This is a genomic window from Nostoc sp. CHAB 5836 (assembly GCF_020829445.1).
In the GTDB taxonomy this organism is placed as follows: Bacteria; Cyanobacteriota; Cyanobacteriia; order Cyanobacteriales; family Nostocaceae; genus Nostoc.
This window is the reverse complement of sequence record NZ_JAIVFV010000014.1, coordinates 40,638-67,637: the sequence shown is the minus strand read 5'-3', so window position 1 is coordinate 67,637 and position 27,000 is coordinate 40,638. Positions and strand designations below refer to the sequence as shown.

At 43.1% G+C, this 27,000-nt stretch carries 23 protein-coding genes and 1 pseudogene; 9 read left to right on the top strand and 15 right to left on the bottom strand.

What is annotated here, in order from left to right; genetic code table 11:
* Positions 1-206 precede the first annotated feature (206 nt).
* The 7 genes and pseudogenes from LC605_RS05040 to tnpA all read right to left on the bottom strand — a co-directional run bounded on the left by LC605_RS05040 (position 207) and on the right by tnpA (position 6,894).
* On the bottom strand, positions 207-710 hold the full coding sequence (locus tag LC605_RS05040; RefSeq protein WP_229546472.1) for a GNAT family N-acetyltransferase: 504 nt from the start codon (positions 708-710) through the stop codon (positions 207-209).
* A 194-nt stretch (positions 711-904) separates the two neighbouring features.
* Positions 905-1,297: a hypothetical protein gene (locus tag LC605_RS05035; RefSeq protein ID WP_229546471.1), complete on the bottom strand. Its 393-nt coding sequence runs from the start codon at positions 1,295-1,297 to the stop codon at positions 905-907.
* A gap of 107 nt (positions 1,298-1,404) precedes the next feature.
* Entirely contained in the window at positions 1,405-2,391 is a 987-nt protein-coding gene (gene secF / locus LC605_RS05030) for a protein translocase subunit SecF (protein ID WP_229546470.1), read from the bottom strand.
* Entirely contained in the window at positions 2,391-3,800 is a 1,410-nt protein-coding gene (secD, locus tag LC605_RS05025) for a protein translocase subunit SecD (protein ID WP_229546469.1), read from the bottom strand. The genes secF and secD (LC605_RS05025) overlap by 1 nt, the downstream gene beginning before the upstream one ends.
* Before the next feature lie 83 nt (positions 3,801-3,883).
* Positions 3,884-4,717 (bottom strand): annotated as a pseudogene (gene secD, locus LC605_RS05020) (preprotein translocase subunit SecD); the annotation flags it as partial.
* Positions 4,718-5,035: 318 nt separating this feature from the next.
* The gene (locus LC605_RS05015) at positions 5,036-6,019 is read right to left on the bottom strand and encodes an alpha-ketoacid dehydrogenase subunit beta (RefSeq protein WP_229546468.1); all 984 of its coding nucleotides are present in this window, start codon (positions 6,017-6,019) and stop codon (positions 5,036-5,038) included.
* Between the two features lie 470 nt (positions 6,020-6,489).
* Positions 6,490-6,894, bottom strand: a complete 405-nt coding sequence (gene tnpA / locus LC605_RS05010; RefSeq protein ID WP_229546467.1) for an IS200/IS605 family transposase — start codon at positions 6,892-6,894, stop codon at positions 6,490-6,492.
* Between the two features lie 105 nt (positions 6,895-6,999).
* Here tnpA and LC605_RS05005 point away from each other — a divergent pair, with 105 nt between their 5' ends.
* Together LC605_RS05005 and LC605_RS05000 are read left to right on the top strand one after the other, a co-directional pair.
* Positions 7,000-8,634 (top strand): transposase, encoded by a 1,635-nt coding sequence (locus LC605_RS05005; protein WP_229546466.1) that lies wholly within the window; start codon positions 7,000-7,002, stop codon positions 8,632-8,634.
* Positions 8,631-8,894 carry a hypothetical protein gene (locus LC605_RS05000; RefSeq protein ID WP_229546465.1) on the top strand — a complete coding sequence of 88 codons (264 nt, stop codon included), beginning with the start codon at positions 8,631-8,633 and terminating at the stop codon, positions 8,892-8,894. Before LC605_RS05005 ends, LC605_RS05000 begins: the two co-directional genes overlap by 4 nt.
* Before the next feature lie 152 nt (positions 8,895-9,046).
* On the opposite strand, the gene hemB is transcribed toward LC605_RS05000, so the two are convergent.
* Together hemB and LC605_RS04990 are read right to left on the bottom strand one after the other, a co-directional pair.
* Positions 9,047-10,027, bottom strand: a complete 981-nt coding sequence (gene hemB / locus LC605_RS04995; RefSeq protein WP_229546464.1) for a porphobilinogen synthase — start codon at positions 10,025-10,027, stop codon at positions 9,047-9,049.
* Between the two features lie 462 nt (positions 10,028-10,489).
* Entirely contained in the window at positions 10,490-10,849 is a 360-nt protein-coding gene (locus LC605_RS04990) for a DUF4870 domain-containing protein (RefSeq protein ID WP_229546463.1), read from the bottom strand.
* Between the two features lie 124 nt (positions 10,850-10,973).
* Here LC605_RS04990 and prfC point away from each other — a divergent pair, with 124 nt between their 5' ends.
* The 5 genes from prfC (at position 10,974) to LC605_RS04965 (ending at position 17,998) form a co-directional block, all read left to right on the top strand.
* The gene (gene prfC / locus LC605_RS04985) at positions 10,974-12,602 is read left to right on the top strand and encodes a peptide chain release factor 3 (RefSeq protein ID WP_229546462.1); all 1,629 of its coding nucleotides are present in this window, start codon (positions 10,974-10,976) and stop codon (positions 12,600-12,602) included.
* A 108-nt stretch (positions 12,603-12,710) separates the two neighbouring features.
* Positions 12,711-14,966 (top strand): zinc metalloprotease HtpX, encoded by a 2,256-nt coding sequence (locus LC605_RS04980; protein ID WP_229546461.1) that lies wholly within the window; start codon positions 12,711-12,713, stop codon positions 14,964-14,966.
* Positions 14,967-15,624: 658 nt separating this feature from the next.
* Complete coding sequence (locus tag LC605_RS04975) at positions 15,625-16,128, top strand: RNA-binding protein (protein WP_229546460.1); 504 nt, start codon at positions 15,625-15,627, stop codon at positions 16,126-16,128.
* 468 nt (positions 16,129-16,596) lie between these two features.
* Positions 16,597-17,037, top strand: coding sequence for a SufE family protein (locus tag LC605_RS04970; RefSeq protein ID WP_229546459.1), 441 nt, complete (start codon positions 16,597-16,599; stop codon positions 17,035-17,037).
* Between the two features lie 73 nt (positions 17,038-17,110).
* Positions 17,111-17,998 carry an alpha/beta fold hydrolase gene (locus tag LC605_RS04965; RefSeq protein WP_229546458.1) on the top strand — a complete coding sequence of 296 codons (888 nt, stop codon included), beginning with the start codon at positions 17,111-17,113 and terminating at the stop codon, positions 17,996-17,998.
* Between the two features lie 53 nt (positions 17,999-18,051).
* On the opposite strand, the gene LC605_RS04960 is transcribed toward LC605_RS04965, so the two are convergent.
* Entirely contained in the window at positions 18,052-18,996 is a 945-nt protein-coding gene (locus LC605_RS04960; RefSeq protein WP_229546457.1) for an all3515 family Zur-repressed PEP-CTERM protein, read from the bottom strand.
* 324 nt (positions 18,997-19,320) lie between these two features.
* Between LC605_RS04960 and LC605_RS04955 the strand changes: the two genes are divergently transcribed.
* Positions 19,321-20,292, top strand: a complete 972-nt coding sequence (locus LC605_RS04955) for a GTP-binding protein (protein WP_229546456.1) — start codon at positions 19,321-19,323, stop codon at positions 20,290-20,292.
* 116 nt (positions 20,293-20,408) lie between these two features.
* On the opposite strand, the gene LC605_RS04950 is transcribed toward LC605_RS04955, so the two are convergent.
* The 3 genes from LC605_RS04950 to LC605_RS04940 all read right to left on the bottom strand — a co-directional run bounded on the left by LC605_RS04950 (position 20,409) and on the right by LC605_RS04940 (position 22,823).
* The gene (locus LC605_RS04950; protein WP_229546455.1) at positions 20,409-21,533 is read right to left on the bottom strand and encodes a HetZ-related protein; all 1,125 of its coding nucleotides are present in this window, start codon (positions 21,531-21,533) and stop codon (positions 20,409-20,411) included.
* Between the two features lie 415 nt (positions 21,534-21,948).
* Entirely contained in the window at positions 21,949-22,608 is a 660-nt protein-coding gene (locus LC605_RS04945) for an L-threonylcarbamoyladenylate synthase (RefSeq protein ID WP_229546454.1), read from the bottom strand.
* Positions 22,557-22,823, bottom strand: coding sequence for a hypothetical protein (locus LC605_RS04940; RefSeq protein ID WP_229546453.1), 267 nt, complete (start codon positions 22,821-22,823; stop codon positions 22,557-22,559). Before LC605_RS04940 ends, LC605_RS04945 begins: the two co-directional genes overlap by 52 nt.
* Positions 22,824-22,851: 28 nt before the next feature.
* Here LC605_RS04940 and larC point away from each other — a divergent pair, with 28 nt between their 5' ends.
* On the top strand, positions 22,852-24,129 hold the full coding sequence (larC, locus tag LC605_RS04935) for a nickel pincer cofactor biosynthesis protein LarC (RefSeq protein WP_229546478.1): 1,278 nt from the start codon (positions 22,852-22,854) through the stop codon (positions 24,127-24,129).
* A 164-nt stretch (positions 24,130-24,293) separates the two neighbouring features.
* Here the strand turns inward: larC and LC605_RS04930 are convergent, their stop codons facing one another.
* Both LC605_RS04930 and guaA read right to left on the bottom strand, forming a co-directional pair.
* Positions 24,294-24,698, bottom strand: coding sequence for a response regulator (locus tag LC605_RS04930; RefSeq protein ID WP_229546452.1), 405 nt, complete (start codon positions 24,696-24,698; stop codon positions 24,294-24,296).
* Positions 24,699-25,287: 589 nt separating this feature from the next.
* A complete protein-coding gene (gene guaA, locus LC605_RS04925) occupies positions 25,288-26,910 on the bottom strand; it encodes a glutamine-hydrolyzing GMP synthase (RefSeq protein ID WP_229546451.1) in 1,623 nt (540 codons plus the stop codon).
* Positions 26,911-27,000 lie beyond the last annotated feature (90 nt).

The window sequence follows — 27,000 nt, the reverse complement described above, 5'->3', positions numbered from 1 at the left end:
AGCTATACATCCAGCTTAATAATAGTAATTCCTATTTAGCTCTAGTAAATTCTCCTAATAAATAGTTCTTATGTACTAAATATATCCGTCTCCTTGGGGTGTGACAGTTGTGGGTGCGGAATGTGGGCTATATCATGTCCGGTTGATTACTTACTAAACCCGAAGAACCCCAGGAACTTATTAAAAATGAATACGGCGTAAGTGTCTTATTCATTTGGAATGGGTGGTTTATTTACGCCGTACTGTACTAGTGATTCCTGAAGCTGATCTTCTGTAGCAGAAACGAAAGCAGGGTTAGCTCGGTTGTGTATCACCATTGTAGTGGTGGTGTTGGGTTTAAAACCAACCTTTTCGTAGAAACCCTGCTGATGAGTAGTCATCAGGTAAACCCGCTCAACGCACCTCATACGGGGATGACTCAAAACGGTTTCTACTAACTTGCTTCCCAATCCACTACTTTGATACTCTGGATGAATCATAACATCCCAAATTGTGGCGCGATATATGCCATCAGATGTTGCTCTGGCAAAGCCAATGAGTCGATCGCGATCGCACACGGAAATCACTGGTTCACTGTTAGCAATGGCTATACCTAAATCCTCAATACTGCGTCCCTTTGCCCAGAAAGCTGAAACGTTTAACAGTTCTTGGAGTTGGTAAAGGTCAATTTTAGACTTGCGATCGCTAAATTGAATCTGAAGATCGTTCATGTATAGCACCCACTTTTGCCAGTATCTTTCGTAGACATCTGGTAGAAATTAAATATGCGTTATCCAGAACTCTTGTAGAGACGTAGCAGTGCTACGTCAAAACAATTGTTTTTCACTAGATATCTCCTATGGTTAAGTCATATTTTGCTATAAATTGCTCTACGTGTATATGTATATGCAACAAGAAAAAAAATTTAATCACAAACCCACTTCCACAGAGGATGAGTTGGCCCCTGTTGACGTATCCGATAAACTTGTTTTTCTAAACGTTCTTTTTCCTGCGGTGGTAATCCGAGTAAAATATTCCGGCTTTGCCAAACTAAAACAGCAGCAGTCATCCCAAGACAAAAGGCTAAACCGAGGGTAGACAGTGGATGATAGAAGAGTCCGTATCGCACTGCCACCCAAGTAAAATATTGTTGCCACAGAGCAATTTCTGCACGTAGACCCCACAAGGAAATAGGCGCAATGGTCAGCCATAAAAAGCCTACAAACAGCCACCTGCCATATATTGTCAACTTATGTAATCTTTGTACTTGTTGAGTAAAGGATGGGTCAGTTATTAACGATTGTTCAGATTGATCCATAGGCTATGGGGAGATAAGGGATGAGGAAGATGAGGAAGATGAGGGAGATGAGGGAGAATAACTAACTATTGGTCATTAACAAATGACAAATGACTAATGACTAATGACTAATTACCAGTAGATGTATCAATCGATTCACCACTAACTATCACACTTGTTTGACCGTTGCGCTCTCGCCACAAAGTTAGAAGAGTACTGGCGATGAAAATACTTGAATAAGCTCCGGCAGTAAAGCCGATAATTAAAGCTAAGGCAAAGTTTTTCAGTGTTTCTCCCCCAAAGAGAAAGATCGCGAACAATGATAACATCGTGGTTAAAGTCGTGTTGATAGACCTTGCTAAGGTTTGGTTTACAGCATCATCTACAATATCAGCGATCGCACGATTGGGATTAATTTTCAGGGTTTCCCGAATGCGATCGTAAATCACGACTGTATCGTTGACTGAAAAACCTGTAATCGTCAGTAGAGCAACGATGAATAGGCTATCTACTTCAGTACCCAGTACTAAACCCAAAATCGAAAAAATCCCTGCGGTGATCAAGACATCATGCAATAGCGCAACGATCGCAAACACTGCATAATCAAACTGAAACCGGAAGCTCAAGTAGATTATGATACCTGCAAAGGAAACTATTAAAGCTATTACCCCAGACCTAAACAGTTCGGCTCCTAGAGTCGGGCCAACGGTGTCAAACTGATTTTTTTGCTGGTCAAAAGTACCGACTTTCTCACTTAAGGCATTTTGCAAATTGGTACGCTGTTCGCGATCCAAGTTTTTTGTGCGAACTGATATACCATTTTGTCCACCTGTGTCTCTGTCGGTGACTATTTGGATGCTGCTATCGCCCAGTCCCTGTTGTTTAGCTACTTCCCGGACGACGTTGATATCAATTGGCTGGTCGCAGTTACCTGGTTTGGTACAATCTCGTTCAAACTGCAATCGTGTACCACCGACGAAATCTAAACTGGGACGTAGGGGTGCTTTAATGGTCGGGTTTTGCCAAGAAATCACCATTGAGATCATCCCAGCAAGGATGACAGCACTAGAAATAGTCCACCAAAGCGATCGCGATTTGTTAATACTTAGTTGCATTAAGCCACCTCTGCCTTATTTGATGTTGGCAGGTTCGGAGAGAAAAGTTCTGGTTTCTTGAGTGCGGGAATTGTAATTGCTAAAAACATTAAGGTGCGACTACAGGTAATTGCTGTAAACATACTCACCACTACGCCCAAACCCAAAGTTAGGGCGAAGCCTTTTACCAAACCAGCCCCCAGCCAGAATAGTGCAGCACAGGCGATGACTGTGGTCACGTTGCCGTCTAAAATACTGGAAAAGGCGCGGTAAAAACCAGATTCTACAGAACGATACAGGCTTTTACCTGCTTGCAATTCTTCCCGCGTCCGCTCAAAAATTAGCACATTCGCGTCCACTGCCATGCCAATACTGAGGATAAAACCGGCAATTCCTGGTAGGGTGAGGGTAACACCCAATAAAGCAAAGCTAGCCCAGGTCAGCAGAGCGTAGATTAATAATGCCACATCGGCAATCAGCCCTGGTAATCTATAATACAAAACCATAAATATTAATACTAAAGTCAGACCACCGACACCAGCGTAGATACTGCTAGTGATGCTGTCTTTACCCAAGGTTGCTCCAACAGTGCGGATTTCTGCAATTTCTACTGGTACGGGTAATGCCCCACCCCGTAGCTGCACACCTAAATCATTGGCTTGTTGGGCGGTAAAGCGTCCTGTAATCACAGCAGAGCCACCAGTAATACCAGTGTTGGCAAATTCTACACCCACAGTAGGAGCGCTGATGAGTTCATTGTCCAGAAAAACACCGATGCTACGCCCAGTACCAGCGAGATTTTTTGTCAAATTGGCAAACAGTTCACCACCCTGTTGGTCAAAGCGAATGGCAACATTCCAGTTGTTACCTTGAGTGGGTTCGCCATAGGCATCCTTGAGGTATTTACCAATTAGGGGTGGATTGGTGCTTTCAAACAATTCTGCGATCGCTTGATTACTTTTCTGTAAGTCTTCTTGATTTTTGACAATTGCCGCTTTGTCGGTACTTTTTCTTAATTCTTCTTGCTTAAATTTCAATTCGGCTCTCGATGCTTGAAAAGCAAGCAGTTGAGGTTCTGTATTCGGCTTTTGGGTACGAAATTCTAACTGCGCCGTACCCCCTAGTACCCGTTCAGCTTGCTCTGGATCATTAACTCCTGGTAGTTGCACCAATATTTTATCTGTACCGACTGTTTGGATCACTGGCTCAGAAACACCCAGACCATTAATCCGACCTTCGACAACTTTCTTCACACCTTCCAATTCTCGTTCGGTGATTTTGGGAATATCTGCTGATGGTTTCACCTGAATTGTTAACTGTGAGCCTCCGCGCAAGTCTAGCCCAAGAGGTATGGGAATCGTGGCAATCACCCAAATAGCGGCGATTATCAGGACTAAAATTAAAATTAATAGCGATCGCTGTCTTTGCATACCATAACTCGCAACTGACAAACGCTATAATAACGTTCTTTTGTAGCATCCATCATGAGTTAGGACTCCCGCTTCCTCGATAGTATTTTTATTGGTACAGGTAATGCCCCACCGCGTAGCTGAATGCCTAAGTCATTGGCTTGTTGGGCGGTAAAGCGTCCTGTAATCACAGCAGAGCCACCAGTAATACCAGTGGCGGCAAATTCTATACCCACGCTAGGAGCGCTAATCAGTTTATTGTCCAGAAAAACACCAATGCTACGCCCAGTACCGGCAAGGTTTTTCGTCAGTTGGGTAAACAGTTCACCACCTTTTTGGTCGAAGCGAATAGCCACATTCCAATTGTTATCTTGAGTGGGTTCGCCATAGGCATTCTTGAGGTATTTGCCAGTTAATGGTGGATTGGTGGTTTCAAACAATTCGGCGATCGCTTGATTATTTTTTTGTAAATCTTCTTGATTCTTGACAATTGCTGCTTTGTCAGTACTCTTTCTCAACTCTTTTTGCTTGCCTTTCAATTCGGCTCTAGATGCTTGGAAAGCAAGCAGTTGAGTTTCTGTATTCGGCTTTTGGGTACGAAATTCTAACTGCGCTGTAGCACCTAGCACGCGTTCGGCTTGCTCTGGATCTTTAACTCCTGGTAGCTGTACGAGAATTTGGTCTGCACCCACTATTTTAATGACTGGTTTTGAGATACCCAGACCGTTTATCCGACCTTCAATGACTTTTTTAACGGCTTCTAATTCTCGTTCGGTGATTTGCGGAATTTCTGGTGTTTTTTGTAACTCAATAATTAACTGATAACTTCCCCGTGGGTCTTGGCTTTGTCCCAACAGTGCCGGAATACAAGAACTTAACGTCATTGCCACCACTACCTGAGTTGAAATTAGGGCTAATAATGAGCTTTGTTTTTGCATACCATAAGCTGCTTTGAATAAAGATTATGATACCGTACTCTTACGGAGTTAAAAGCTAAGTAGGTTGGCGCAATTAAAGCTAACTGGCTAAGGCTGTCATTTGTCCTTTGTCATTGGTCATTAGTAAAGGTTTTAAGCTTATTTACGTTTCGTAACATACTTGACTTTTTTCGCACCAACGTACTTATAAGTAAGAATTTTTACTCCTAACTCCTAACTCCTAACTCTTAACTCCTAACTCCTAACTCCTAACTCCTAACTCCTAACTCCTAACTCCTAACTCCTAACTCCTAACTCCTAACTCCTAACTCCTAACTTTTAAACTCGCAAAGCTACCATTTTTTCCACAGCTTCCACTATTTGCTCTGGTTGGATGATTGTTAGTCGCTCCAGATTGCCGTTGTAAGGCGTGGGGATATCTTGGGAAGAAAGTCGTAGTACTGGCGCATCCAATTCATCAAATAAGCGATCGTTTATTGAAGCGATGACTTCTGCTCCAATACCCGCAGTTCGCATGGATTCTTCCACAACAATGACTTTATGAGTTTTTCTTACGGATGCACCAATGGTATCAAAATCTAATGGTTTGAGGGATATTAAATCGATAACTTCTGGATCATATCCTTTTTTTTCAAGAGTTTTTAATGCTTGTAGTACATGATGCCGCATTCGGGAATAAGTAATAATTGTGATATCTTTTCCCTCACGCACCATTTCTGCTTTATCCAGAGGTAGCAAGTATTCTTCTTCTGGTAAATCTTCTTTTAAGTTGTAAAGCAGAACGTGTTCAAAGAACAACACTGGATTATCATCGCGGATAGCAGATTTCAGTAGTCCTTTAGCGTTTCTGGGTGTAGAGCAAGCAACAATCTTCAACCCTGGTACAGCTTGAAAGTAAGTTTCTAGTCGCTGCGAATGTTCTGCACCTAGCTGTCGTCCCACACCTCCAGGGCCGCGAATTACCATCGGAATTTTAAAGTTACCGCCAGAAGTGTAGCGTAGCATCCCCGCGTTGTTGGATATTTGGTTGAAGGCGAGCAGTAAAAAGCCCATATTCATCCCTTCAATGATCGGACGTAACCCAGTCATTGCGGCTCCCACAGCCATCCCAGTAAAGCTATTTTCCGCGATGGGGGTGTCTAAAATGCGGAGTTCGCCATATTTTTGGTACAGGTCTTTGGTAACTTTATAGGAGCCGCCGTAGTGTCCGACATCTTCACCGAGAACGAATACGCTGGAGTCACGGGCCATTTCTTCGTCAATGGCTTCCCGTAAGGCGTTGAAGAATAGTGTTTCTGCCATTTAGACCTTTTTAGTACGATTATGGTTTCAGAATTTTATCGTGCTGCTGTCGCAAATACAGTTAGCGATCGCACTAGTTAGAGTTTAGGTTATTTAAACGAACCGCCCCAAGGTAGAGCGAGTAATTGCCATAACTATATCAAAGCTATTTTATTTAGATTTTATCGGTTTTAGGAGCGATCGCCTTCTACTTGGGCAAATCGGCTGATTTATTTCTGCAATAATACGTAAAATCTATGTATAAAATACATTTAAAATTTCCCGATTGAAAGATACCAACTTAACTCCAGTCACGCCAGAGTAAAAAATTTGTTGTAGCAATAATTTAAATATGCCTACTGTAGAACAATTGAAAACGTTGTTTATAAGGAGAATGCCGAAAACCCCTGAGAGACAGGTGCGTAAGCACCGTATCTCGTACTTCAGGCAGGGGATGAAGGCTAGCAGCACCCTTTAGGGTGTTCTGACTTTTAATCTTTTTGGTGTGCTATATACTCTATTACATTTTTTGTAGAAATATTCCCAGCAGTGGAAACAAAATAGCTTGGTGTCCATAAAGTTGGAAGTTTGAGCAATTCTGGAAACTCTTTTCTTAAGTGATGAGAAGCGCGTCCTTTAATCCTATTCATGATTTGGGATGGGTTGTCTGTTGGTTTGACATTCAAAAATAAGTGAACATGGTCAGGCATGATTTCTATTGCAATAATTCTCCACCTATTTTCATTGCAAACCTCACAGATAATTTCCTGCAATCTCTGCGCTATTGCATCTACCAATACCTTCTTTCTGCGTTTGGGTATAAAAACGAAGTGATAGTTAAGAAGTGATATTGCATTGCTTTCATGTCTATATTCATCTGGAGAAAAACTTCCCATTTTTCTATAATCGCTGATTGTGTTTTGTATATATGTAGTGTATATTTAACTTAGCTAATCAACAACGGGACTTGTCCTGAACGAAGTCGAAGGAGGTGATAGTATTTGCTAACAAATTACGCCTACAAGCTGCGTCCTAATGTCACTCAGTCAAAAGAAATGGGCGGATGGCTAGATATGCTCCGCTCTACTTACAACTGGAGTCTAGCTGACAGAATAGCCCAATATAATCAGCAATTCATTCAGGGAGACTACTGTGATATCAAGACTAGGGGAGAAGCTTGTCCACTAACTTGCTTTGTTAGTAAGAATGGTGCAAGCGGTGAACCCTGGAAAGATACCAAAGTTGATAAGGATGGTAAACTTAAAAACCCAAGACGTAGCGCGGGAGATATCCAAATAACAGCGTTGCCAGAGTTAAAGAAAGCTAGACCCTGGTTTGGTGAAATTGACTCTACGGTGCTACAGCAAAACGTTAAACGTCTAGATACTGCCTATAAAAACTTCTTTGAAGGTAGAGGCTTTCCGAAATTTAAAAACCGGAGTAATTTTACATCCTTTACCTACCAGATGGGTGTCAAAGTTCAAGGGAGTAAAATCTACCTTCCTAAGTTGGGATGGATCCGTTTTTTCAATTCTCGCTTGATACCCGATGGATTTACTATCAAAGCTGCGACAATTCGCAAGCGTCAAGATGGTTGGTATGTGTCGATTAGGATCGAAGATAAAACCATACCAGACTATGTGCAGAAACCGTTAGATGAAGTTAAGTCTATCCTTGGTTGCGACTTAGGAATAACAAAACTTGTTCATCTCTCCAACAGACATCAAATTGATAATCCTAAATTCTCAACCAACAAGAAAGCTAGACGCACTCTGAAAATTAGACAGAGAAGAGTTAGCAGAAAAATCAAGGGTAGCAAAAATCGCAAAAAAGCAGGTATTAGATTAGGGCTTTTTCACAAGAAGATTACAGATAAACGAGTTGCTTACCAGTGGGATGTTGCTAACAAAATAGTGTCTAGAAGTGTTGATGCTATTGCGCTAGAAAATTTAAACATCTCCGGTATGTTGAAACGCTGCAAAGTAAAAACTGATGAAACGACTGGGAGATTTTTAAAGAACGGACAATCAAGAAAAAAAGGTTTAAATCGCGCTATCTCTGATGCAAGTTGGGGTGAGTTAATTTTAAAGATTGAGTATCTCGCTGCAAAGCAAGGAAAGGTCGTAATTAAAATTAATCCTAAATATTCTAGTCAGCAGTGCAGAAATTGTGGGCATATCGATAAGTCAAATCGTGATGGTGAGAAGTTCATTTGTACAGAATGCGGATATCACGAACACGCTGACATCGGTGCTGCAAAAACTATTAGAGATAGAGGTTTGGAAATAGTACGCGGGGACTCCGCGAAACTTGCTGCTAGACAGCTAAACGCCCAAAAGGTGAGCCAGTGCGGTCTTGGGGTCTCCCCAAGTAGAGCAACTGGCGGTATCACCACGCACTCCCGTGCAAACGTGGTGAGTTTGGGAACCTGTGCAAGCAGGATATTAAGACCTCACAGTCTTAAGAATCTCCGTACCTTCAGGTCGGAGAGTGTCAACTTAAGTTTTTGGGCTACTAAAATGTATTTACCTGTGTTTTTGGTGCGAATTGATGAACGAACAAAAAATGTTGTAATTATTGCTGGTGAAGAAAATGAAATTCTAATTTACCTAGACGGGAAGTGGAGATATGTATGAGTAAGCAAGATTTTATCACAATGCCCCGTGTCCAATTGCGTCAATATATCCTTGACCACAGAGAAGATGATGAAGCTTTTCAAACTTATTTAGATAGATTCACCTCTGAAGACGCTGTAATATTTCCTGCGCCGCAGTCAATAGATGATTTAGAAAACTTCCCAGAGTTACATCAACAGAACTTAGAAAGACTACGAACTACCACTCCAGGCGCAGAGAACACAGAGAGAAGAGAGAAGAGAGAAGGAGGAAATGCTTAACCCAAGTGTATTGCGCCATAGTTAATTTTTTGGAATTTCGCACCAGCCCAAGCTATGAACAAAGAATCTCACGCCCAAACACCAAAACACAACTCTGCGTCTGTGCGCCTCGGCGTGAGATTTCCGACTAAATTCTTACTCAATCGCCCACCTTACTTTAACCATCGCGCCGCATCTTTGGCATGATAAGTCAAAATTAAATCTGCGCCAGCCCGTTTAAACCCAGTTAAAGTTTCCATAACCACCCGCTCTTCATCAATCCAACCATTGAGAGCCGCAGCTTTTACCATCGCATACTCACCAGAAACATTGTAAGCCGCAACGGGTAAGTTACTCGCTTCCTTCACCCGCCAGATAATATCCATGTACGCCAAGGCTGGCTTAACCATGAGCATATCAGCACCTTCAGCGATATCCAATTCAATCTCTTTAATTGCTTCGCGGGCGTTACCTGGATCCATTTGGTAAGTTCTTCTGTCGCCAAATTGCGGTGTCGAGTCTGCTGCATCCCGAAATGGGCCATAATAACCCGAAGCATACTTAGCAGCATAAGATAAAATCGGCGTATCTTGGAATCCGGCTTCATCCAAACCCACACGAATTGCTTGCACAAACCCATCCATCATTCCCGAAGGTGCGATGATATCGGCACCGGCTTTCGCTTGAGAAACTGCTGTTTTCTTCAACAATTCCAGTGTTGGATCATTTAAAACTCGTCCTGTTAAATCACCAACTTGTAGATAACCACAATGACCGTGGCTGGTGTACTCACATAAACAAGTATCAGCAATTACAATCAAGTCTGGCACTGCTGCTTTTACCGCCGTCGCCGCTTTTTGGACGATACCGCAATCATGCCAAGCGCCAGTGGCATCGACATCTTTATCAGCCGGAATCCCAAATAGAATAATCGAAGGAATTCCTAAGTCGTAAACTTCTTTTGCCTCTTCAACTATTTTATCTACCGAAAGTTGGTAGACTCCAGGCATCGATTTTACTTCGTTAGCGATTCCCTCACCCGGTATGGCAAATAATGGGTAGATTAAATCGCTTGTTGTCAAAACAGTTTCACGAACCATCCGGCGCAGTTGGGGATGGGTACGCAGACGACGGGGGCGATGTGTAGGAAACATAAAATTTTATGAAGAAAAACAACGCAGATGGACACAAAACAAAGCGTCACAAAAGCAGGCTAAAATTTTCCTGCCGTCAGACAGACTACAAACAGTGCTTAACTGTCCTTTGCCCTACTCTTAATCAAGTTGTGGGGCAATTTTGTATTTTACAGCTTGCTTGCATCTATCCGACGGGGTGGAAAAAAAACAACATCGTAAGCGATTCAAAATTCAAAACTGTCTGTTGGTAAAATATTGGAGAATTGAGGGTGGAAGTTTAAACGCATAGGCGCTTCTCTACGAGACGCTACGCGAACGCCTTCCCGCAGGGTAGGGACGCAGAGGTAAACGCAGAGGCACGCAGAGAATTTGCTGCTAATGAAATGTTGTACTTGGTAGCAAATAACTGACAATGCCCACTTGCCCTGAGCGTTCGCGTAGCGTCCCGCACGAAAGGGATGCTCATACCCATAATCTGTGTTAGAAAACTCGGAAAATGTAGGGATAACGGAAGGGTATATCAGGATTGCTGAAAACTGCGATGAGCGCCCAAATTGTTAATCCCCAGTGTAATAGGTATCCCAGACCGGCTAATGGCCCCAGTAATAATAGAGGAAACACTAACCAACCGAATAGAAAAAACAGCGTTCCCAGAATTCCTCCATAAAGCCAGACGTTAAAGTGGAAATTGATGGATTCTTTGGCGTTTTCTTTAACAACAGGATCGTCAGATACGAACAGTGTGGCGATCGGTATGCCTACAGATACCAATGGCGTGCTGAGAAAAATGGCTCCATGTGATAAGCCAGATAGAAGCTTTCGCTTGTCTGTGTCGTACATTGCTTTCTCCTATTTAGTTAGATTGTTGGTTATATTACGACCCTATCACGAGCATCGTTGTCTTAAGATTAAAAGACTTGCCAGAGTCAAAAAAAATTAAGCTAGCTAACAAACAAATACACTTATGTCTACTGAACTTCAGTCGGAACTTATTCAAGCAGTTGAACTTCGCCGCAACTTTGCGATTATTTCTCACCCCGATGCTGGTAAAACTACACTAACAGAAAAGCTGCTCTTGTACGGAGGTGCAATTCACGAAGCTGGGGCGGTTAAGGCGCGACGGGCACAGCGCAAGGCTACTTCTGACTGGATGGCGATGGAGCAACAACGGGGTATTTCTATTACTTCCACGGTGTTGCAATTTGAATACCGGAAGTGTCAAATAAATTTATTAGACACTCCTGGACACCAAGACTTCAGTGAAGATACGTACCGCACTCTCGCCGCCGCTGATAATGCAGTGATGCTGATTGATGCGGCAAAAGGTTTGGAACCCCAAACCCGCAAGTTGTTTGAAGTGTGTAAGTTACGGGGTATCCCGATTTTTACATTTATCAATAAGCTCGATCGCCCAGGCAGAGAACCTCTGGAATTGTTAGATGAAATTGAGCAAGAATTGGGATTGCAAACCTATGCGGTGAACTGGCCCATTGGCATGGGCGATCGCTTTAAAGGTGTTTTTGACCGACATCAGCAACAAATTCACCTGTTTGAACGCAGCGCCCACGGCAGCCGAGAAGCCCGTGATACCATAGTGGAATTAGGCGATCCAAGAATAGAAGAACAACTAGAACAAAGTCTGTACTACCAACTGAAAAATGATCTGGAACTGTTAGAAGGAGTTGGGCCAGAGCTGGATTTACAGTCGGTACACGAAGGGAAAATGACACCTGTGTTCTTTGGCAGCGCCATGACTAACTTTGGAGTAGAGTTATTCCTCAAGTATTTCCTCGACTATGCCCTCAAACCCGGTTCCCATGTCAGCAGTGTTGGCGAACTTCTCCCTACATACCCTGAGTTTTCGGGGTTTGTCTTCAAACTGCAAGCGAATATGGATCCGAAACACCGCGATCGCGTCGCATTTATCCGGGTTTGCACTGGTAAGTTTGAAAAAGATATGATGGTGAATCACGCCCGCATTGGTAAACTCATCCGTCTGTCTCGCCCACAAAAACTCTTTGCCCAAGAGCGAGAATCGATTGATGTCGCTTATCCTGGCGATGTGATTGGTTTGAACAATCCTGGTGTTTTTGCGATCGGGGATACAATTTACACGGGACAAAAGCTCGAATATGAGGGGATTCCGTATTTTTCGCCGGAATTGTTTGCCTCTCTGAGGAATCCCAACCCCTCGAAGTCTAAACAATTCCAAAAAGGCGTTGCGGAATTGCGCGAAGAAGGTGCTGTGCAAATTATGTATTCAACTGATGAAGCCAAGCGCGATCCAATTTTGGCGGCGGTGGGTCAGTTGCAATTCGAGGTGGTGCAGTTTCGCTTACAAAATGAGTATGGTGTAGAAACCATATTAGAGTTATTGCCCTACAGTGTCGCCCGTTGGGTTGAAGGTGGTTGGGAAGCATTAGAAAAAGTGGGACGAATATTCAATACCACTACAGTTAAAGACAGCATGGGACGACCAGTGTTGCTATTCCGCAATGAATGGAATTGTCAACAGTTATTGGGCGACCATCCAGAGTTAAAATTAAGCGCGATTGCCCCAGTATTTTCTAGTCAACAACCAGTGGAGGAATAATTCACTTGACAAGCAAAACTCGGGCGCGGTTGAGTTCCACGGCATCCGATGTTCGCGCTTTTGCACAAACGTGGATCACCTAGAAGAGATGGGAGTGCCAGAATTTGTATGCCTTCACACGCCAAATCGTCTTTGGAGGCTGGTTTAGTTGCCCTCAAGCAGGGAAATTACCAAACAGCGATCGCTCAACTAGAACCTATTGCTAGCAGCCAAAGCAGTGCGACTATTAGCCTACAAGCCCAGGTTGGTTTAGTGATGGCTTATGCTCGCACTGGCGAAGTTACTAAAGCGATCGCTATTTCCCAGAATCTCATTGAGAGTAACAATCCGCAAGTTCAAGAGTGGGCAACACGCGCTCTCGAACACTTGACAAAACGTAAAAAACCTGATCAAGAATCAAAAAATGTCGAAACTGGATTTGTTGCCTTTGAGAATTCAACCCCAGATTCAACCCCCGAAACTCCGACAGTTGAGGAAAAGCCCAATGATCAAGTAATAGAAACCAAAAGCAATGACATCCCGCCGATGGTGCCACTAGCTAAACTCAAAGCGACAGTAGCAACACCACAACAACTACCTGCTGCGCCCCTAAGCGGCTTCATGGGTTCTGTTACTCGCACCCAAGCCAAATTATTCGGCGTTATTTATTGGCGACAAGCACAACGCGCCAGAGCATGGCAACCACTACGTAAACCAAAATTAATTCCCTTGCGGCTGCTGACAGCAGGAACCTTCATCGCCCTATTTTGGGTAATGCGGGAAATCCTCAAGTCAGCAATGGGATTTATCAACCAAACTTTAGTCAAACTGCCTTATCTGGAGCCGTTGCAGCTTTTATATCGTGACCCTACTCAATTGTTGCTAATAGTATTGGTGATTTTAATCGGGGTATCACCTTGGTTGCTGGATCTGCTACTAGCGAACTTGTGTGATCAGCGAGAATTTTCCAAAGATGTATTGAATGCTCATAGCCGCGAAGCCGTTCGGGTGCTACAACGTTGTTGCCAACAGAGGCATTGGCCGTTACCCAAGCTGCGGATTTTACCAATTGCTGCACCAATTATCCTGACTTATGGTAGTTTACCACGTAATGCCAGGATTGTTGTGAGTCAAGGGCTATTAGAGCAACTAGCTGATGATGAAATCGCCATTATCTACGCCACGCAGCTAGGGCATATTGCTCACTGGGATTTTGCTGTGATGTCTTTGTTGCTGCTGGTGACACTACCAACTCATAAGCTATATCAGCAAGTGTCGGAGTGGGGAGACAAAATATCAGCGAAAATTTGGCGCTGGCCGGCGACCATTCTGGCGAGTCTAATTTATGGAGTTTGGTGTTTGCTGACTGGAACTGGATTGTGGTTGTCGCGGTTGCGGCTTCATTATAGCGATCGCATCGCATCGGAAATTACTGGTAATCCCAATGCCCTGATTCGCGCTTTACTCAAAATTGCCATTGGCATTGCAACTGATATCCAAAAACAAGAACACACCAGTTGGCAACTAGAAAGCTTAAATCTCCTCACACCAGTCAGCCACCAACAGAGCCTTTCTTTGGGCACTATTGCCAGCAATCTATCTTTTGAATCATTTTTGAAGTGGGATACTGCTAATCCCTATGGCCGATGGTTTACGATTAATAATAGTCATCCTCTGATGGGCGATCGCATCGAACGTCTCTGCCAAATAGCTCGTCACTGGCATCTAGACACCGAACTACATTTTGCTAGCGTTCCATCAAAGGTCAAGCGTCAGTCTTTCTTATTACAAGTTGCTCCCTGGTTGGGAATTCCTCTAGGGGTTCTGTTTGCATCTTTGGTCTGGATAACATGGCAACTAGCATTCGCACTCAAGTTTTTAAATTTAAAGTGGATATATGAAGATTGGTCTTTCATTACAGGCTGCCTTCTGATTGGCTTTAGCATCGGTACTGTGATGCGGATTAATTCTTTCTTCCCCGATATTAAACCTGCCACCGTCCAAACTGACGACAGCTTACCCAACCTGTTATCTGATCCTTCTGCCTTACCCATTGACAGTATCAGCGTCTGTCTGGTAGGCAAACTATTAGGTCGTCAAGGTACTAGCAACTCCCTAGCGCAAGATTTAATTCTTCAATCGAGCGCGGGTTTAGTGAAATTACACCACATTTCTTGGCTAGGACAGTCAGTTAATCACCAGGATCTGATCGGTCGGCAAATTATCGTCACTGGTTGGTTCCGGCGAGGAGCAACACCTTGGATCGATATCCTATCGTTGCAAACTCAAAGTGGTAAAACCATTTATAGCCCTCATCCCATTTGGTCTATTTTTTTGGCAGTTGCAGCACAGGCTTGGGGCGCATACGTTTTTCTCACTGGTTAGTCATTGGTCATTGGTCATTGGTCATTGGTCATTGGTCATTGGTCATTGGTCATTGGACAAATTGGAATGTAAAGAAAAGTTGCTGGTTTTATTCATAAGTGTTACATTTATTTACACAAACCATAGCAGCCGAAGTAACTCAGCATCCCAGCTTAGTTATAAATTAGGATGCTTTTCCCCGCTCCATACCTTTTATCCTCCCAACACAGCAGGAAATAAACCAGCCACTGGCTGGTTTTTGTTTCAAAATATGCTCTTTTAAATAAAAAATGTGTTTTATGTTATGTTACGATGCAATAATATTAACGTCGGAAATGTACGCGCTCAACTAGCTAGGTAGAAAATACCGTGGTAATGTAAAGAATGGTATTTAATTCTGCAAAAAAGGGTATAGAAGAAAGCGTGTACTTAAGCAGGCAATAGGCTATTAAATTTACAATTCTTAGAATTAAGGTGTTATTAGCTCACCATACTGTGGGCCTTTGGATTAAACAAGCTTGATCCCGACGAAAAACTGTATTGTTGTATAGGTTGCAGTTTCGAGCAAAAAAATTGGTTGATGGCAGTCTTGGTCAATAGCATCTATTTAATTAAAAGCCAAAGCCAAGTAATTGTTTTCTCGCCTTGCCATGTTCATTAAACTCTGGAGGTATAGTCCATGTCCGTTCGCCTATATATAGGTAATTTGCCTAAAGATGAAATAGATCGTCAAGATCTGCAAGCAGTTTTTGCAGCAGAAGGTGATGCTGTAACTACCAAATTAATTAAAGACCGCAAAACTGGCAAATGCCGTGGTTTCGGTTTTCTTACAGTCAACAATGACGAACAAGCTGACGAAATCATTGAAAAGTATAATGGTCAGATGTTTAAAGACACTCCCATTAAGCTAGAGAAGGCATTACCTCGTACAAAGGGTGAAGAGGGCGAGGAGCAAGCTCCTAAACCAGTTACTCTTGCTAGTAGCACACCCACTCCTAGCCCCAGCAGAGAGGGTAGCCGTCGTGAGAAAAGCTCTAAGAAGCCTCGTCGTGGCGGCGGTGGCGGCGGCTCTCGTGAAACCAGCACCGCAACCACCGATTCAGACGCTATTCGTCCAGATCCTCGTTGGGCTTCGGAATTAGAAAAGCTGAAGCAGATGCTAGCTGCACAAACTACGAATTAATCCGTAAGGGAGAGAAATTAAAAATTAAAAATCAGAATTTTTCTTTGATTTTTAATTTTTAATTATTATCTAGCTTTGGTTAAATCTACTTGCAGCTAATTTTGTAAGTGCGTAGGCGCAGATCAATTAGGTATCGCATCCCCAAATCGTGGAGAATTCAAGGTTGAAATTTCAACGCAGAGGGGCACAGAGGTAAGCGCAAAGGTACGCAGAGGATTTTCTACTAGAGAATAGTATTTTTTTACTTATGAAAAATTAAGTTTTTGTAATTAAATTGATTAAAAAAGCTGAAAGATGCAAATGCGATCGCAGTAATTATCTGGATTTGACGAGTTATAGTCAAAATATGGTTGTTATAGCTAGCTAATATAGTAAGTGAACCGGAGGGGCGTAGGTGCAGCCCAACCTAGGCATCGCTTTAAAGATAATTTACACTCAAGGTAAGACCGATCATTTGTAGCTTCTGTTATGTCCTCAACTCTAGATTCTTTGCCACCTGCGCTGGCTAAAATTGTCCAGCGCTTTCAACGCGCTTCCGAACCGAAGCGACGCTATGAACAGCTAATCTGGTATGCTCAGAAGCTCAATGAGTTCCCAGAAACTGATAAATTACCTGAAAATAAAGTTCCTGGTTGCGTGTCCCAAGTTTATATCACCGCAGCCTTGGATGATGGGAAGGTTGTATTTCGGGGCGATTCCGATTCTCAGTTAACCAAAGGATTAGTAGGGCTTCTAGTTGAAGGATTGCATGGACTAACGCCAACTGAGATTGTCCAACTTACTCCAGATTTTATTCAAGCAACAGGCTTAAACGTTAGTCTGACACCTTCCCGTGCTAATGGATTTTACAACATTTTCAAAACCATGCAAAAAAAAGCATTGGAATGTAAATTAGACCTACCTAACTAAACTCAGTCATTGGGCATTGGTAAATAAACAAATGACAAATGACAAATGACAAATGACAAATGACAAATGACAAATGACAAATGACATTGGTGGAGTAGTTCAAGAATATCTCTGGAATTGGGAAAATCACCAATTGCGCGTTGTTTATGAAACCCTTGGTAAAGGTTCACCGCTATTGCTAATACCATCTTTCAGCAGTGTTTCGACGCGTTCGGAAATAGGCGAACTTGCTAAGTTACTAGCTCCCAATTTTCAAGTTGTAGCCTTAGACTGGCCTGGATTTGGACAATCTTCTCGCCCTAGTTTGAATTACAGCCCAGAAATTTATCAGCAATTTCTGGAAGATTTTGTCAAAGCTATTTTTAACGCTTCCATTACTGTGGTAGCGGCTGGTCATGCTGCTAGTTACGTTTTACAATTAGCTGTGAAACAATCGGCGGCTTTTTCACGAATTGTGTTATTAGCTCCTACTTGGCGTGGGCCTTTGCCGACAATGGGGGCAAGTCAGCAAATAGCTGGCATTGTGAGAAAATTGGTGCGATCGCCTATACTTGGTCAAGCTCTCTACAAACTCAACACTACCCAATCTTTCTTAAGTTTTATGTACCGCCGTCATGTTTTTACTGACGCGGCTAAAATTACACCCAGTTTCATCGAGAAAAAATGGCAAACAACTCAACAACCAGGAGCGCGGTTTGCATCTGCTGCTTTTGTAACTGGTAATCTTGATGCTGTACATGAACAATCTGATTTTTTGGAACTGGTGCAGTCTTTAACCGTACCGCTCATGGTGGTAATTGGGGAATCTAGCCCTCCCAAATCACGAGAAGAAATGAACGCTTTGGTAGCCTTACCAGGAGTCAGAAGCGTTGTTATTCCTGGTTCTTTGGGATTGCATGAAGAATACCCAGCAGTTGTTTTAGAAGCAGTTCAAGATTTTTTGTTATCTGTAGAAAATTAAATCCTCGCACCAAGAGGCAAAGAATCACTTTGCACCTTGCTGCGAGATTAAGATTAGTTCAAGCTACTACGATTAAGTTTTTGCAAGCGAGAAAGAGAAAGCGATAGTAGACCGACTATACCAAGACCAAGGACAGTTGATGACTCCGGCACTGCTTTGACTTCAAAATCAAAACTGAAAGTGCCAGAATCCTTAAAAGGAATGGGATTATTGCCATTGCCTAAATCCACGAGTTTGAATGATGCAGAATAAGTTCCCAGTGGTGCAGCAGCATCAGTCCAAAAGGTAGGGGTGAAAGAAAAATTATCACCACTGCCGATTGTGTAGATATCGCCGACTGACTTGACAATATCAATACCTGCTGAATCGCCAATATTCAATCCAGTGCTAATTGAGGCTAATTGTAAACCAATACTTGCACCCTCAAGAGACGACTGCCAACCACCATTAGAACTATTGAACAAATACTGGTTATCTAATTCTTTTGAAGTTTTTAGAGATGCTACAGGTTCTATGGTCAGATTGCTATATTCCTTATCTGTTGCAGTACTAATCAAGCGACCAGTATAAAACCCTGTGCCAGGTAATAATGTTAGTGGCGGTTCTTCTGAGTAAGACTCAGGAATTCGGTTATTTGTATTAGTTGGGTTAATGGTTAGGTTATCTAAAGAACCTGAGTAGCTGTAAGCACCAATGCCGTGAAAATGGCTTGATTCTGGTGTGTCTTCATTTCTGTGTGCAAAAAGAAGGGTTAAACGATTGTAGTTGGGGTTCTCCAATCCTGCGTATGTCCCTGTAGAGAGAGCCTCCAAACCATCTAACCCAATGTAAAAGCCCGTTTCTTCTGAATGATTATGAGTATCATCTGCTTGTGCGGGTGTTAAAGCGGTAGATAAAACCAGCGGTGCAACGACTAAAAAGCTGACTGCAAAAGACGCAGATGCTTGCCCTGTTTGAGTTACTTGCTTTTTCGAGCAGGTAGTGTTTCTTGAAACCACCACACTTCTCCATTAATGTATAATTTTTCTACACGATAATGATTATCATTGTTTTGAGAAGGTTGTCAAGATACTAACCTGCGACTTCTCGCCACGTGAGTCAAGGGAACAGGGAAGAAGGAATAAAGATGTACTGAGTTCTATCCAAAAATCAAATAGGATTTATTACTTATTACAGATGCATAAAAATAAAATATTTGGTGATTAAATTATGTGATTATTTCGCTGAAAGCCAAAATAATCGCAAGTTCGCACAAAAATATAAAAAGATTTATGATAGGTGATAATGATTATCCATAAGGTGAGACAAGAGGAATTTAGAGTATGGTGGCTGACGTAATCAACAATTCAGTTCCCGTTACTGTTCTTACAGGCTATTTGGGAGCAGGTAAAACGACTCTACTCAATCACATCCTCACCTACGAACACGGCAAAAAAGTTGCTGTGATTGTCAATGAATTTGGGGAAGTGGGTATTGATAATCAATTGATTATCGATGCAGATGAAGAAATATTTGAAATGAACAATGGCTGTATCTGTTGTACAGTACGTGGCGATTTAATTCGGATCATTGGCAATTTGATGAAGCGCCGCGATCAATTTGATCATTTAGTAATTGAAACGACTGGATTAGCCGATCCTGCACCGGTGATTCAGACGTTTTTTGTTGATGAAGATTTGCAAAGCCAACTGTCTCTAGATGCGGTGGTGACAGTCGTAGATGCCAAGCACATTTGGCAGCACTGGGATGCAGACGAAGCTCAAGAACAAATTGCCTTTGCTGATGTAATTTTACTTAATAAAACAGATTTAGTAAAGCCAGAAGATTTAGATGAATTAGAAAAACGGATTCGGGCGATGAATGCGATCGCAAAAATCTACCGTACCCAAAATTCTGAACTAGGAATGGATGCTTTATTAGGTGTCAAAGCTTTTGATTTAGATCGTGCATTAGAAATTGATCCAGATTTTTTAGGCGAAGATGCTCATGTACACGATGAAAGTGTCTTTTCAGTGGCTTTAGTAGAAGCAGGTGCAGTCGATGGAGAAAAATTAAACACTTGGCTTTCGGAGTTACTGCGTACCCAAGGGTCAGATATCTTTCGGATGAAAGGGATTTTAAATATTGCTGGAGAAGATAATCGATTTGTATTCCAAGGAGTACACATGATATTTGATGGCAAACCCGATCGCCCCTGGAAACCGAGCGAAACCCCCAAAAACGAACTAGTCTTCATCGGTCGCAATCTTGATGCAGCCCAACTCAAGCAAGATTTTCTTGCCTGTTTAGCGTAAATAAAAAGTTAGGAGTTAGGAGTTAGGAGTTAAAAATTCGTAACTCCTGTAGAAAATATGAACTTCACAACCAAATCTAAGGAATTTGAACAACACTATTCGGGGACACTTTCAGATTATGTAACTGCGATCGCTTGGTCGTTTTGTCTTGCAGTTTTTAACTGTAATATTTGCTGTTGCTGTTCTGTGAGTTGATTTACAAAGATTTCCCACTGCTGGGAAGATAAACCCAATTTTTGCTCTAAACCCGCACCTAACCATTGATGTACCAATTGCCAGTGGTGTTGTTTGGCAAACTTTTCTACATGGTATTTAAACCGTTGTTGGAGATAATCGCGCTGACGGCTGGTTAAACCGAGAATTTGGTCAATTTCTGGGGCTGAAAGGTCTTGAAGTTTCAAGCTGAGGTAGTTCATACAATCAGATTGACCTTGAGACTCCAGGTATTTCATCAATTCAGTGATGACGCGATCGCGTTCTGATTCTTCTGATGGATCGAAATTAGTTTGGGCAATCATTTGCGATCGCAACTGTTGCACCGCCGAGTTCCGCTGGTAAGATTCTGCTTCTTCACCCTTAGCAGACTCCACCGCCATTTCAATATCCACGGTAGTTTCTTGTGGCTGACGACGAGCAAAACCTTGGGCCCGCAAGATAATCAATTGCTGATTTGCACCACCAGGTAAATTGATGCGGCGTTTGGCATACTGTTCTGTAAAAGCCATGTATTCAGCTAATTGCAGCTGAGTACGCGGCGTATGATCATTAGGTAGTTCGTTTTCTCTACGGAAAGCTTTGATAGCTTCGATATAAAATGCTTGTAAAAAATCTTCAATCAGGCTGTAACGAGCCTCAAAACCCAACTCAGAGCCAGATATAGTTACATGACGGTAAACCATAGCACCCAAACTGCTATGTAATTCCACCCGACCTTGTTTGGAACCCAGTTGGTAGTAACGTAAGCACTTTTGCATCCGATGCCTTCCCAACGTCATCTGCCACGATTTGATTTCCCCAGATGTTTGAATACGGGAACTTTTATCGCAAATGCGTTCTACTTCTACGGCTATGCGCTTTGCTAAAGCTTCTACACACTTGGGCGTTGCTTTCACTTGCGCTTGCATTTCCTCACACAGCAACTCAATTAAGGTATCACTGCTGCTATCTGAAAATTCTTCAGTCGAAACGTGGTTCTCAAAAATTGGTGTAGAGTTTGGTAGATTGACGACGTTAGCTTTCATGACTTTTCCAGGTAGTAGTATTGCACCGTAATTACAACGCAGACACAGCAATTAAGATCGTCCAAGGCTTCTGAATCTTTGGGCATTCATCCATCAAGACTTGCCGCATATAATGCTCACATCTAAAGCTCATATATAAAATATAGGAAGTACGGAAGAGTTACAGTTATGGCGATGTGTCGGTTCTTTCACAAGCCACTGCATTAACGCTGGGATACAAGTAGCCGCCATTTTCTCAAAGTTCTCAAATACCTTGCTGTGCCAACTGTTGCCACCATCCTGTTATATCCACCGCGTCACCCGACAGTCTGTCGTAGACATCGCCTTTAAATATGACAATTTCAAAACTGGAGTTGTTTTGATCACAATTTCCGAAACGGAGAGGTGTGCCTGTGAAGTGGAATTCTTATAATTCTTATACCCATGCTGCTGCTGCTTCCCAACCTAGACCCCTCCGTATAATTGCTGCTTCGTTTCCGGTCATGTCCAAGATAGTAGACACTTCATATGTAGGTTCCTCGCCAGTGTCAATAATGATGTCTACCAACTTATCCAAACGGTCAAATAGCTCTACCCGCGACTGAATCATTTCTGGATCTATCCGAATCATGCCATCATCTGCTTCATCTGATGGTAGATGTGCCGAAGTTGAAATAATCGGATTACCCAACGCTGCCAGCAAGTCCAAACACACAGTATGGTTTGGTACTCTAATTCCAGTACTTTTCCGCTTGGGGCTTTGCACCAATCGCGGTACTAATTTAGTCGCCGGGAGCAAAAACGTGTATGGCCCTGGAATCAGGCGTTTCATAATCCGATAGGCTGTGTCACTTACGAAGGCATAAGTTGCCACATTTGAAAGCGAGGGACATAAAAATGTCAGTGGTTTATCATTTGCTAGCTGTTTAATTTGCCGCACTCGTTCTACCGCCGACTTGGCATTTAAATCACACCCGATCGCGTAGACTGTATCAGTAGGGTAAAGCATGACTGCGCCACTAGAAAGCGCCGACTTTATTTCCTCTATTCGACGAATTTGAGGATTATCCGGATGAACTGGGAAAATTTTTGCCATAACTCGGTGAGTGGAGATGGGGGAGATGGGGGAGATGGGGGAGAGGGGGGAGAGGGGGGAGATGGGGGAGATGGGGGAGATGAGGGAGACAAGGAGAATAGCCATGTCCAATGACAAATGACAAATGACCAATGACCAATGACAAATGACAAATGACAAATGACAAATGACAAATGACAAATGACAAATGACCAATGACCAATGACCAATGACAAATGACAAATGACGAATGACGAATTTATTATGAATAAAATCGCTTATCTTCAATGTCCGACAGGAATTTCTGGTGATATGTGCCTGGGTGCTTTGGTAAGTTTGGGTGTTCCTGTGGAGTATTTAATTGAAAAACTCAATGGGTTGGGTATTGAACAGGAATATCGGTTAAGGGCAGAACTTGTCCAACGCAATGGTCAACAGGCGACTAAAGTCTATGTGGATTTAGTACAGGATGATCATCACCACGATCGCCACGATCGCGAACACAGTCACGATCACACACGCCACTTGCCAGAAATAGAGCAGATGATTCTCAAAGCTCAGTTGCCACCACGGGCAGAAGCTTGGAGTTTGGCGGTATTCCGACAGCTAGCAGTAGCAGAAGGGGCGGTGCATGGCATTTCTCCTGAAAAAGTTCATTTTCATGAGGTGGGTGCTATAGATGCGATCGTAGATATTGTGGGTACTTGTCTGGGGTTGGATTGGTTGGGGATTGAGAGTAATGAGGAAGGATTGCCTCTACTTTACTGCTCGGCGTTCCCGACTGGCGGCGGTACTGTTCGGGCTGCACATGGTCAGATGGCAGTACCAGTACCAGCAGTATTAAAGCTGTGGGAAATGCGGGGTTGTCGAGTTTATAGCAATGGCATTGATCGAGAACTGGTCACACCAACAGGAGCGGCGATCGCCACTACTTTGGCAAGAGATTTTGGTTCACCACCTGCGATCGCAATCAAGCAGATAGGACTGGGAGCAGGAACCATAAATTTACCCATTCCCAATATTTTACGCCTCTGGTTGGGTGAAAGTACAAGTTTACAGTCAAATTTCAGTGATTCTGAAGGTACTAGCTCCAATTTGGAAACCATCACGGTGCTAGAAACCCAAATTGATGATTTAAATCCACAAGTGATCGGCTATGTATTTGAGGCGTTGTTTGCTGCTGGGGCGCTGGATGTTTTTACCCAGGCGATCGGCATGAAAAAGTCCCGTCCAGGAATTTTGCTGACTGTGATTTGTCGTCCAGAAAATTTACTCAGTTGTGAAGCCGTTATATTCCGCGAAACCACTACTTTGGGCATTCGGCGCACAACTCAACAACGCGCCATTTTACAACGAGAAATTCAACAAGTGGAAACGGAATATGGCAAAGTGCGTGTCAAAGTAGCATGGAATGAACAATCACCAGAAAAAGTTATTGCTAATGTGCAGCCAGAATATGAAGATTGTGCAGAATTAGCGCGAAAACATAATATTCCCTGGCGCGAAATTCAACGGCTGGCGCTACAGCGTTGGTATTCATAGCGCAATACGCTTGGGTTAAGCATTTCTTTCTTCTCTCTGTGTCCTTGGCGTCTTCTCTACGAGACGCTCCGCGTTGGCGTTAGCCTCTCGTAGAGAAGGCGGTTCGTTAAAAAATTGACACTTTAACAGAGTTTTAGCCTTAACTCAAACGTATTGGTAAGGTATTAACTTTTACAAGAAGCAACCAAATTGGCGACGATCGCAACTAGTTCTCCTGGATCGACAGGTTTAGGCACATGAGTCTGAAAGCCCGCTTCTAGGGCCAAGCTACGATACTCGCTATCGCCATAGGCTGTTAAGGCAATAGCGGGGACTTTTCCACAAATATCAGGCTTCAGCGTTCGGATCTTGCGGATGAGCGTGTAGCCATCTTCACCAGGCATAGCAATATCACAAATCAAGACATCTGGTTGCAACTCAGGTAATACTTTCAATGCTACCTCTGCTGATGCAACTGCCATGATAGTGGCTCCATCAGCTTCTAACACGGTAGTTATGTAAAAGCGGCTATCTTCATCATCATCAACTACGAGGATGTTTAAGCCAGCAAGGGGGAGAGGAGGTTCCATAACATCTCCATTAACGTTGAGCAAATGAAAGTTACTTCTAATGAGCTGCTTGTTTTTTCCTTTTATAACCATATTATTGGTAATTTTACTGCGATCGCGTCTATTTTCCTAGACAATAACTCAATTCGTCCAGCCACCATCCAATTGATACCAAGTCTACTCAATTACTATAGCGGTTCCTAATTGCATGGAATACAGACCTAACAAGAACAGCCCGCAATACGGTTCGGTTAAGACTAAAAATAAAAATGTGTAGGTTGGGTTGAGCAATGCGTTACCCAACAAAGAGAAAGAAAATGTTGGGTTTCGTTCCTCAACCCAACCTACGAATATTCACAAAGCGTGCAGTATTGGAACAGCCCCAACCCTTGTAGCGTTGGGGAGTAATACTCAAAGCCTCTCAGGAGTAGGAGAGAGGAATGGAAGTGAGGTCAAAACTGTACTGCACTCAAGGGAGAACCGCTATAATTATGCCCTCGCAACCCCACCCCGCTTTTGTCTAGTGACAAAATCTCCCCTCCCCGTTCACGGGGAGGGGATTAAGGGGTGGGGTAAAATGAGCTTTTAGTTGAGTCAACTCAAAAGTTGATTACTCCCATTCGATGGTTCCAGGCGGCTTAGAGGTGATGTCATAAACGACCCGATTCACACCTTTGACCTCATTTACAATCCGAGTGGAAATCACTTCTAGGACATCGTAAGGTACTCTCGCCCAATCAGCAGTCATCCCATCTTCACTGGTAACAATCCGTAAAACAATCGGGTAAGCGTAAGTACGTTTATCTCCCATAACGCCAACACTACGAATTGGTAGCAATACAGCAAACGCTTGCCAGAAATCATGATACATACCGCGTTGGTTAATTTCTTGGCGTACAATCAAATCAGCATCGCGCAAGATGTTTAACCGCTCAGATGTGACTTCCCCCAAAATGCGAATTGCTAAACCAGGCCCAGGAAAAGGTTGGCGTTGGACAATTTCTTCTGGTAAACCAATGGAACGCCCAACTTTGCGGACTTCATCTTTAAATAGTTTCCGCAGTGGTTCCACCAATTTAAATCTTAGGTCTTTGGGCAAACCCCCAACATTGTGATGACTCTTAATTTTCACCGCTACTCGCTCACCAGTTTGGGGATCAACGTTGGTGTCAGCAGACTCGATCACATCTGGATAAAGAGTCCCTTGAGCCAGATAGTCAAACTGACCGAGGCGCTTGGATGTTTCCTCAAATACACTGATAAATTCGTGTCCGATGCGGCGGCGTTTTTCTTCAGGATCTGTGATCTCAGCAACTCTAGCTAAAAAGCGATCGCGGGCATTAACGTACTCTACAGGAATGTGAAACTGCTCTTGGAACAGCTTTACCAATCGCTCTGGCTCATACTTTCGCATAAAGCCTTGGTCGATAAACACGCAAGTTAGTTGCTCACCAATGGCTTTATACAGCAAGAAGGCCAAAGTAGAAGAATCCACTCCACCAGACAGCGCCAACAGCACCCGCTTTTCACCAACTCTGGCGCGAATTTCTCGAATTGCTTCTTCCACAAAAGCTGCTGTTGTCCAAGTGGGTTCGCAATCGCAGATGTGATAGACAAAATTACGGATTAATGCTATGCCACCAAGAGAATGCACTACCTCTGGATGGAACTGAACGCCGTAAAGCTTCCTTTCGTGGTCGGCGATCGCGGCACAGGGAGTATTTTCTGTATGTGCCAGCAATTCAAACCCTGATGGCATTTGGGTAACTGAGTCTCCATGACTCATCCACATGGTGGTGCCATCTTCAACATTGGTGAGCAAATCTGTGGGATCATCAATATATAATGAGGCTTTGCCGTATTCACCTCGGTCAGCCTTTGCCACTTCTCCACCGAGTTGGTTGACCATCAGCTGCATCCCATAGCAAACACCCAAGATGGGTATTCCCAAATTCCAGATTTCTGAGTCACAATGGGGAGCGTTATCACCATAAACCGAACTCGGCCCACCGGAGAGGATGATTCCCTTTGGATTGAGTTGGCGCAAATGTTCAGAAGTAGTGCGATATGACAAAACTTCAGAGTATACTTGAGTCTCGCGGATGCGACGGGCAATTAGCTCAGAATATTGAGAGCCAAAATCCAGAATTACAATCAATTGGCGATCAAGTCTCCCAAAATTTTCCAATGTTTGGGGCGCTTGTTCAGTTGGTAGAGTCACCGCTGTATTCATGACAGGAGAGTTATATCTGTTAAGGATAAATAGATGCTTTGTGGTCTATGGTGATGCTATTATTCAGCCTGGAGAGGCGAATAATGATAT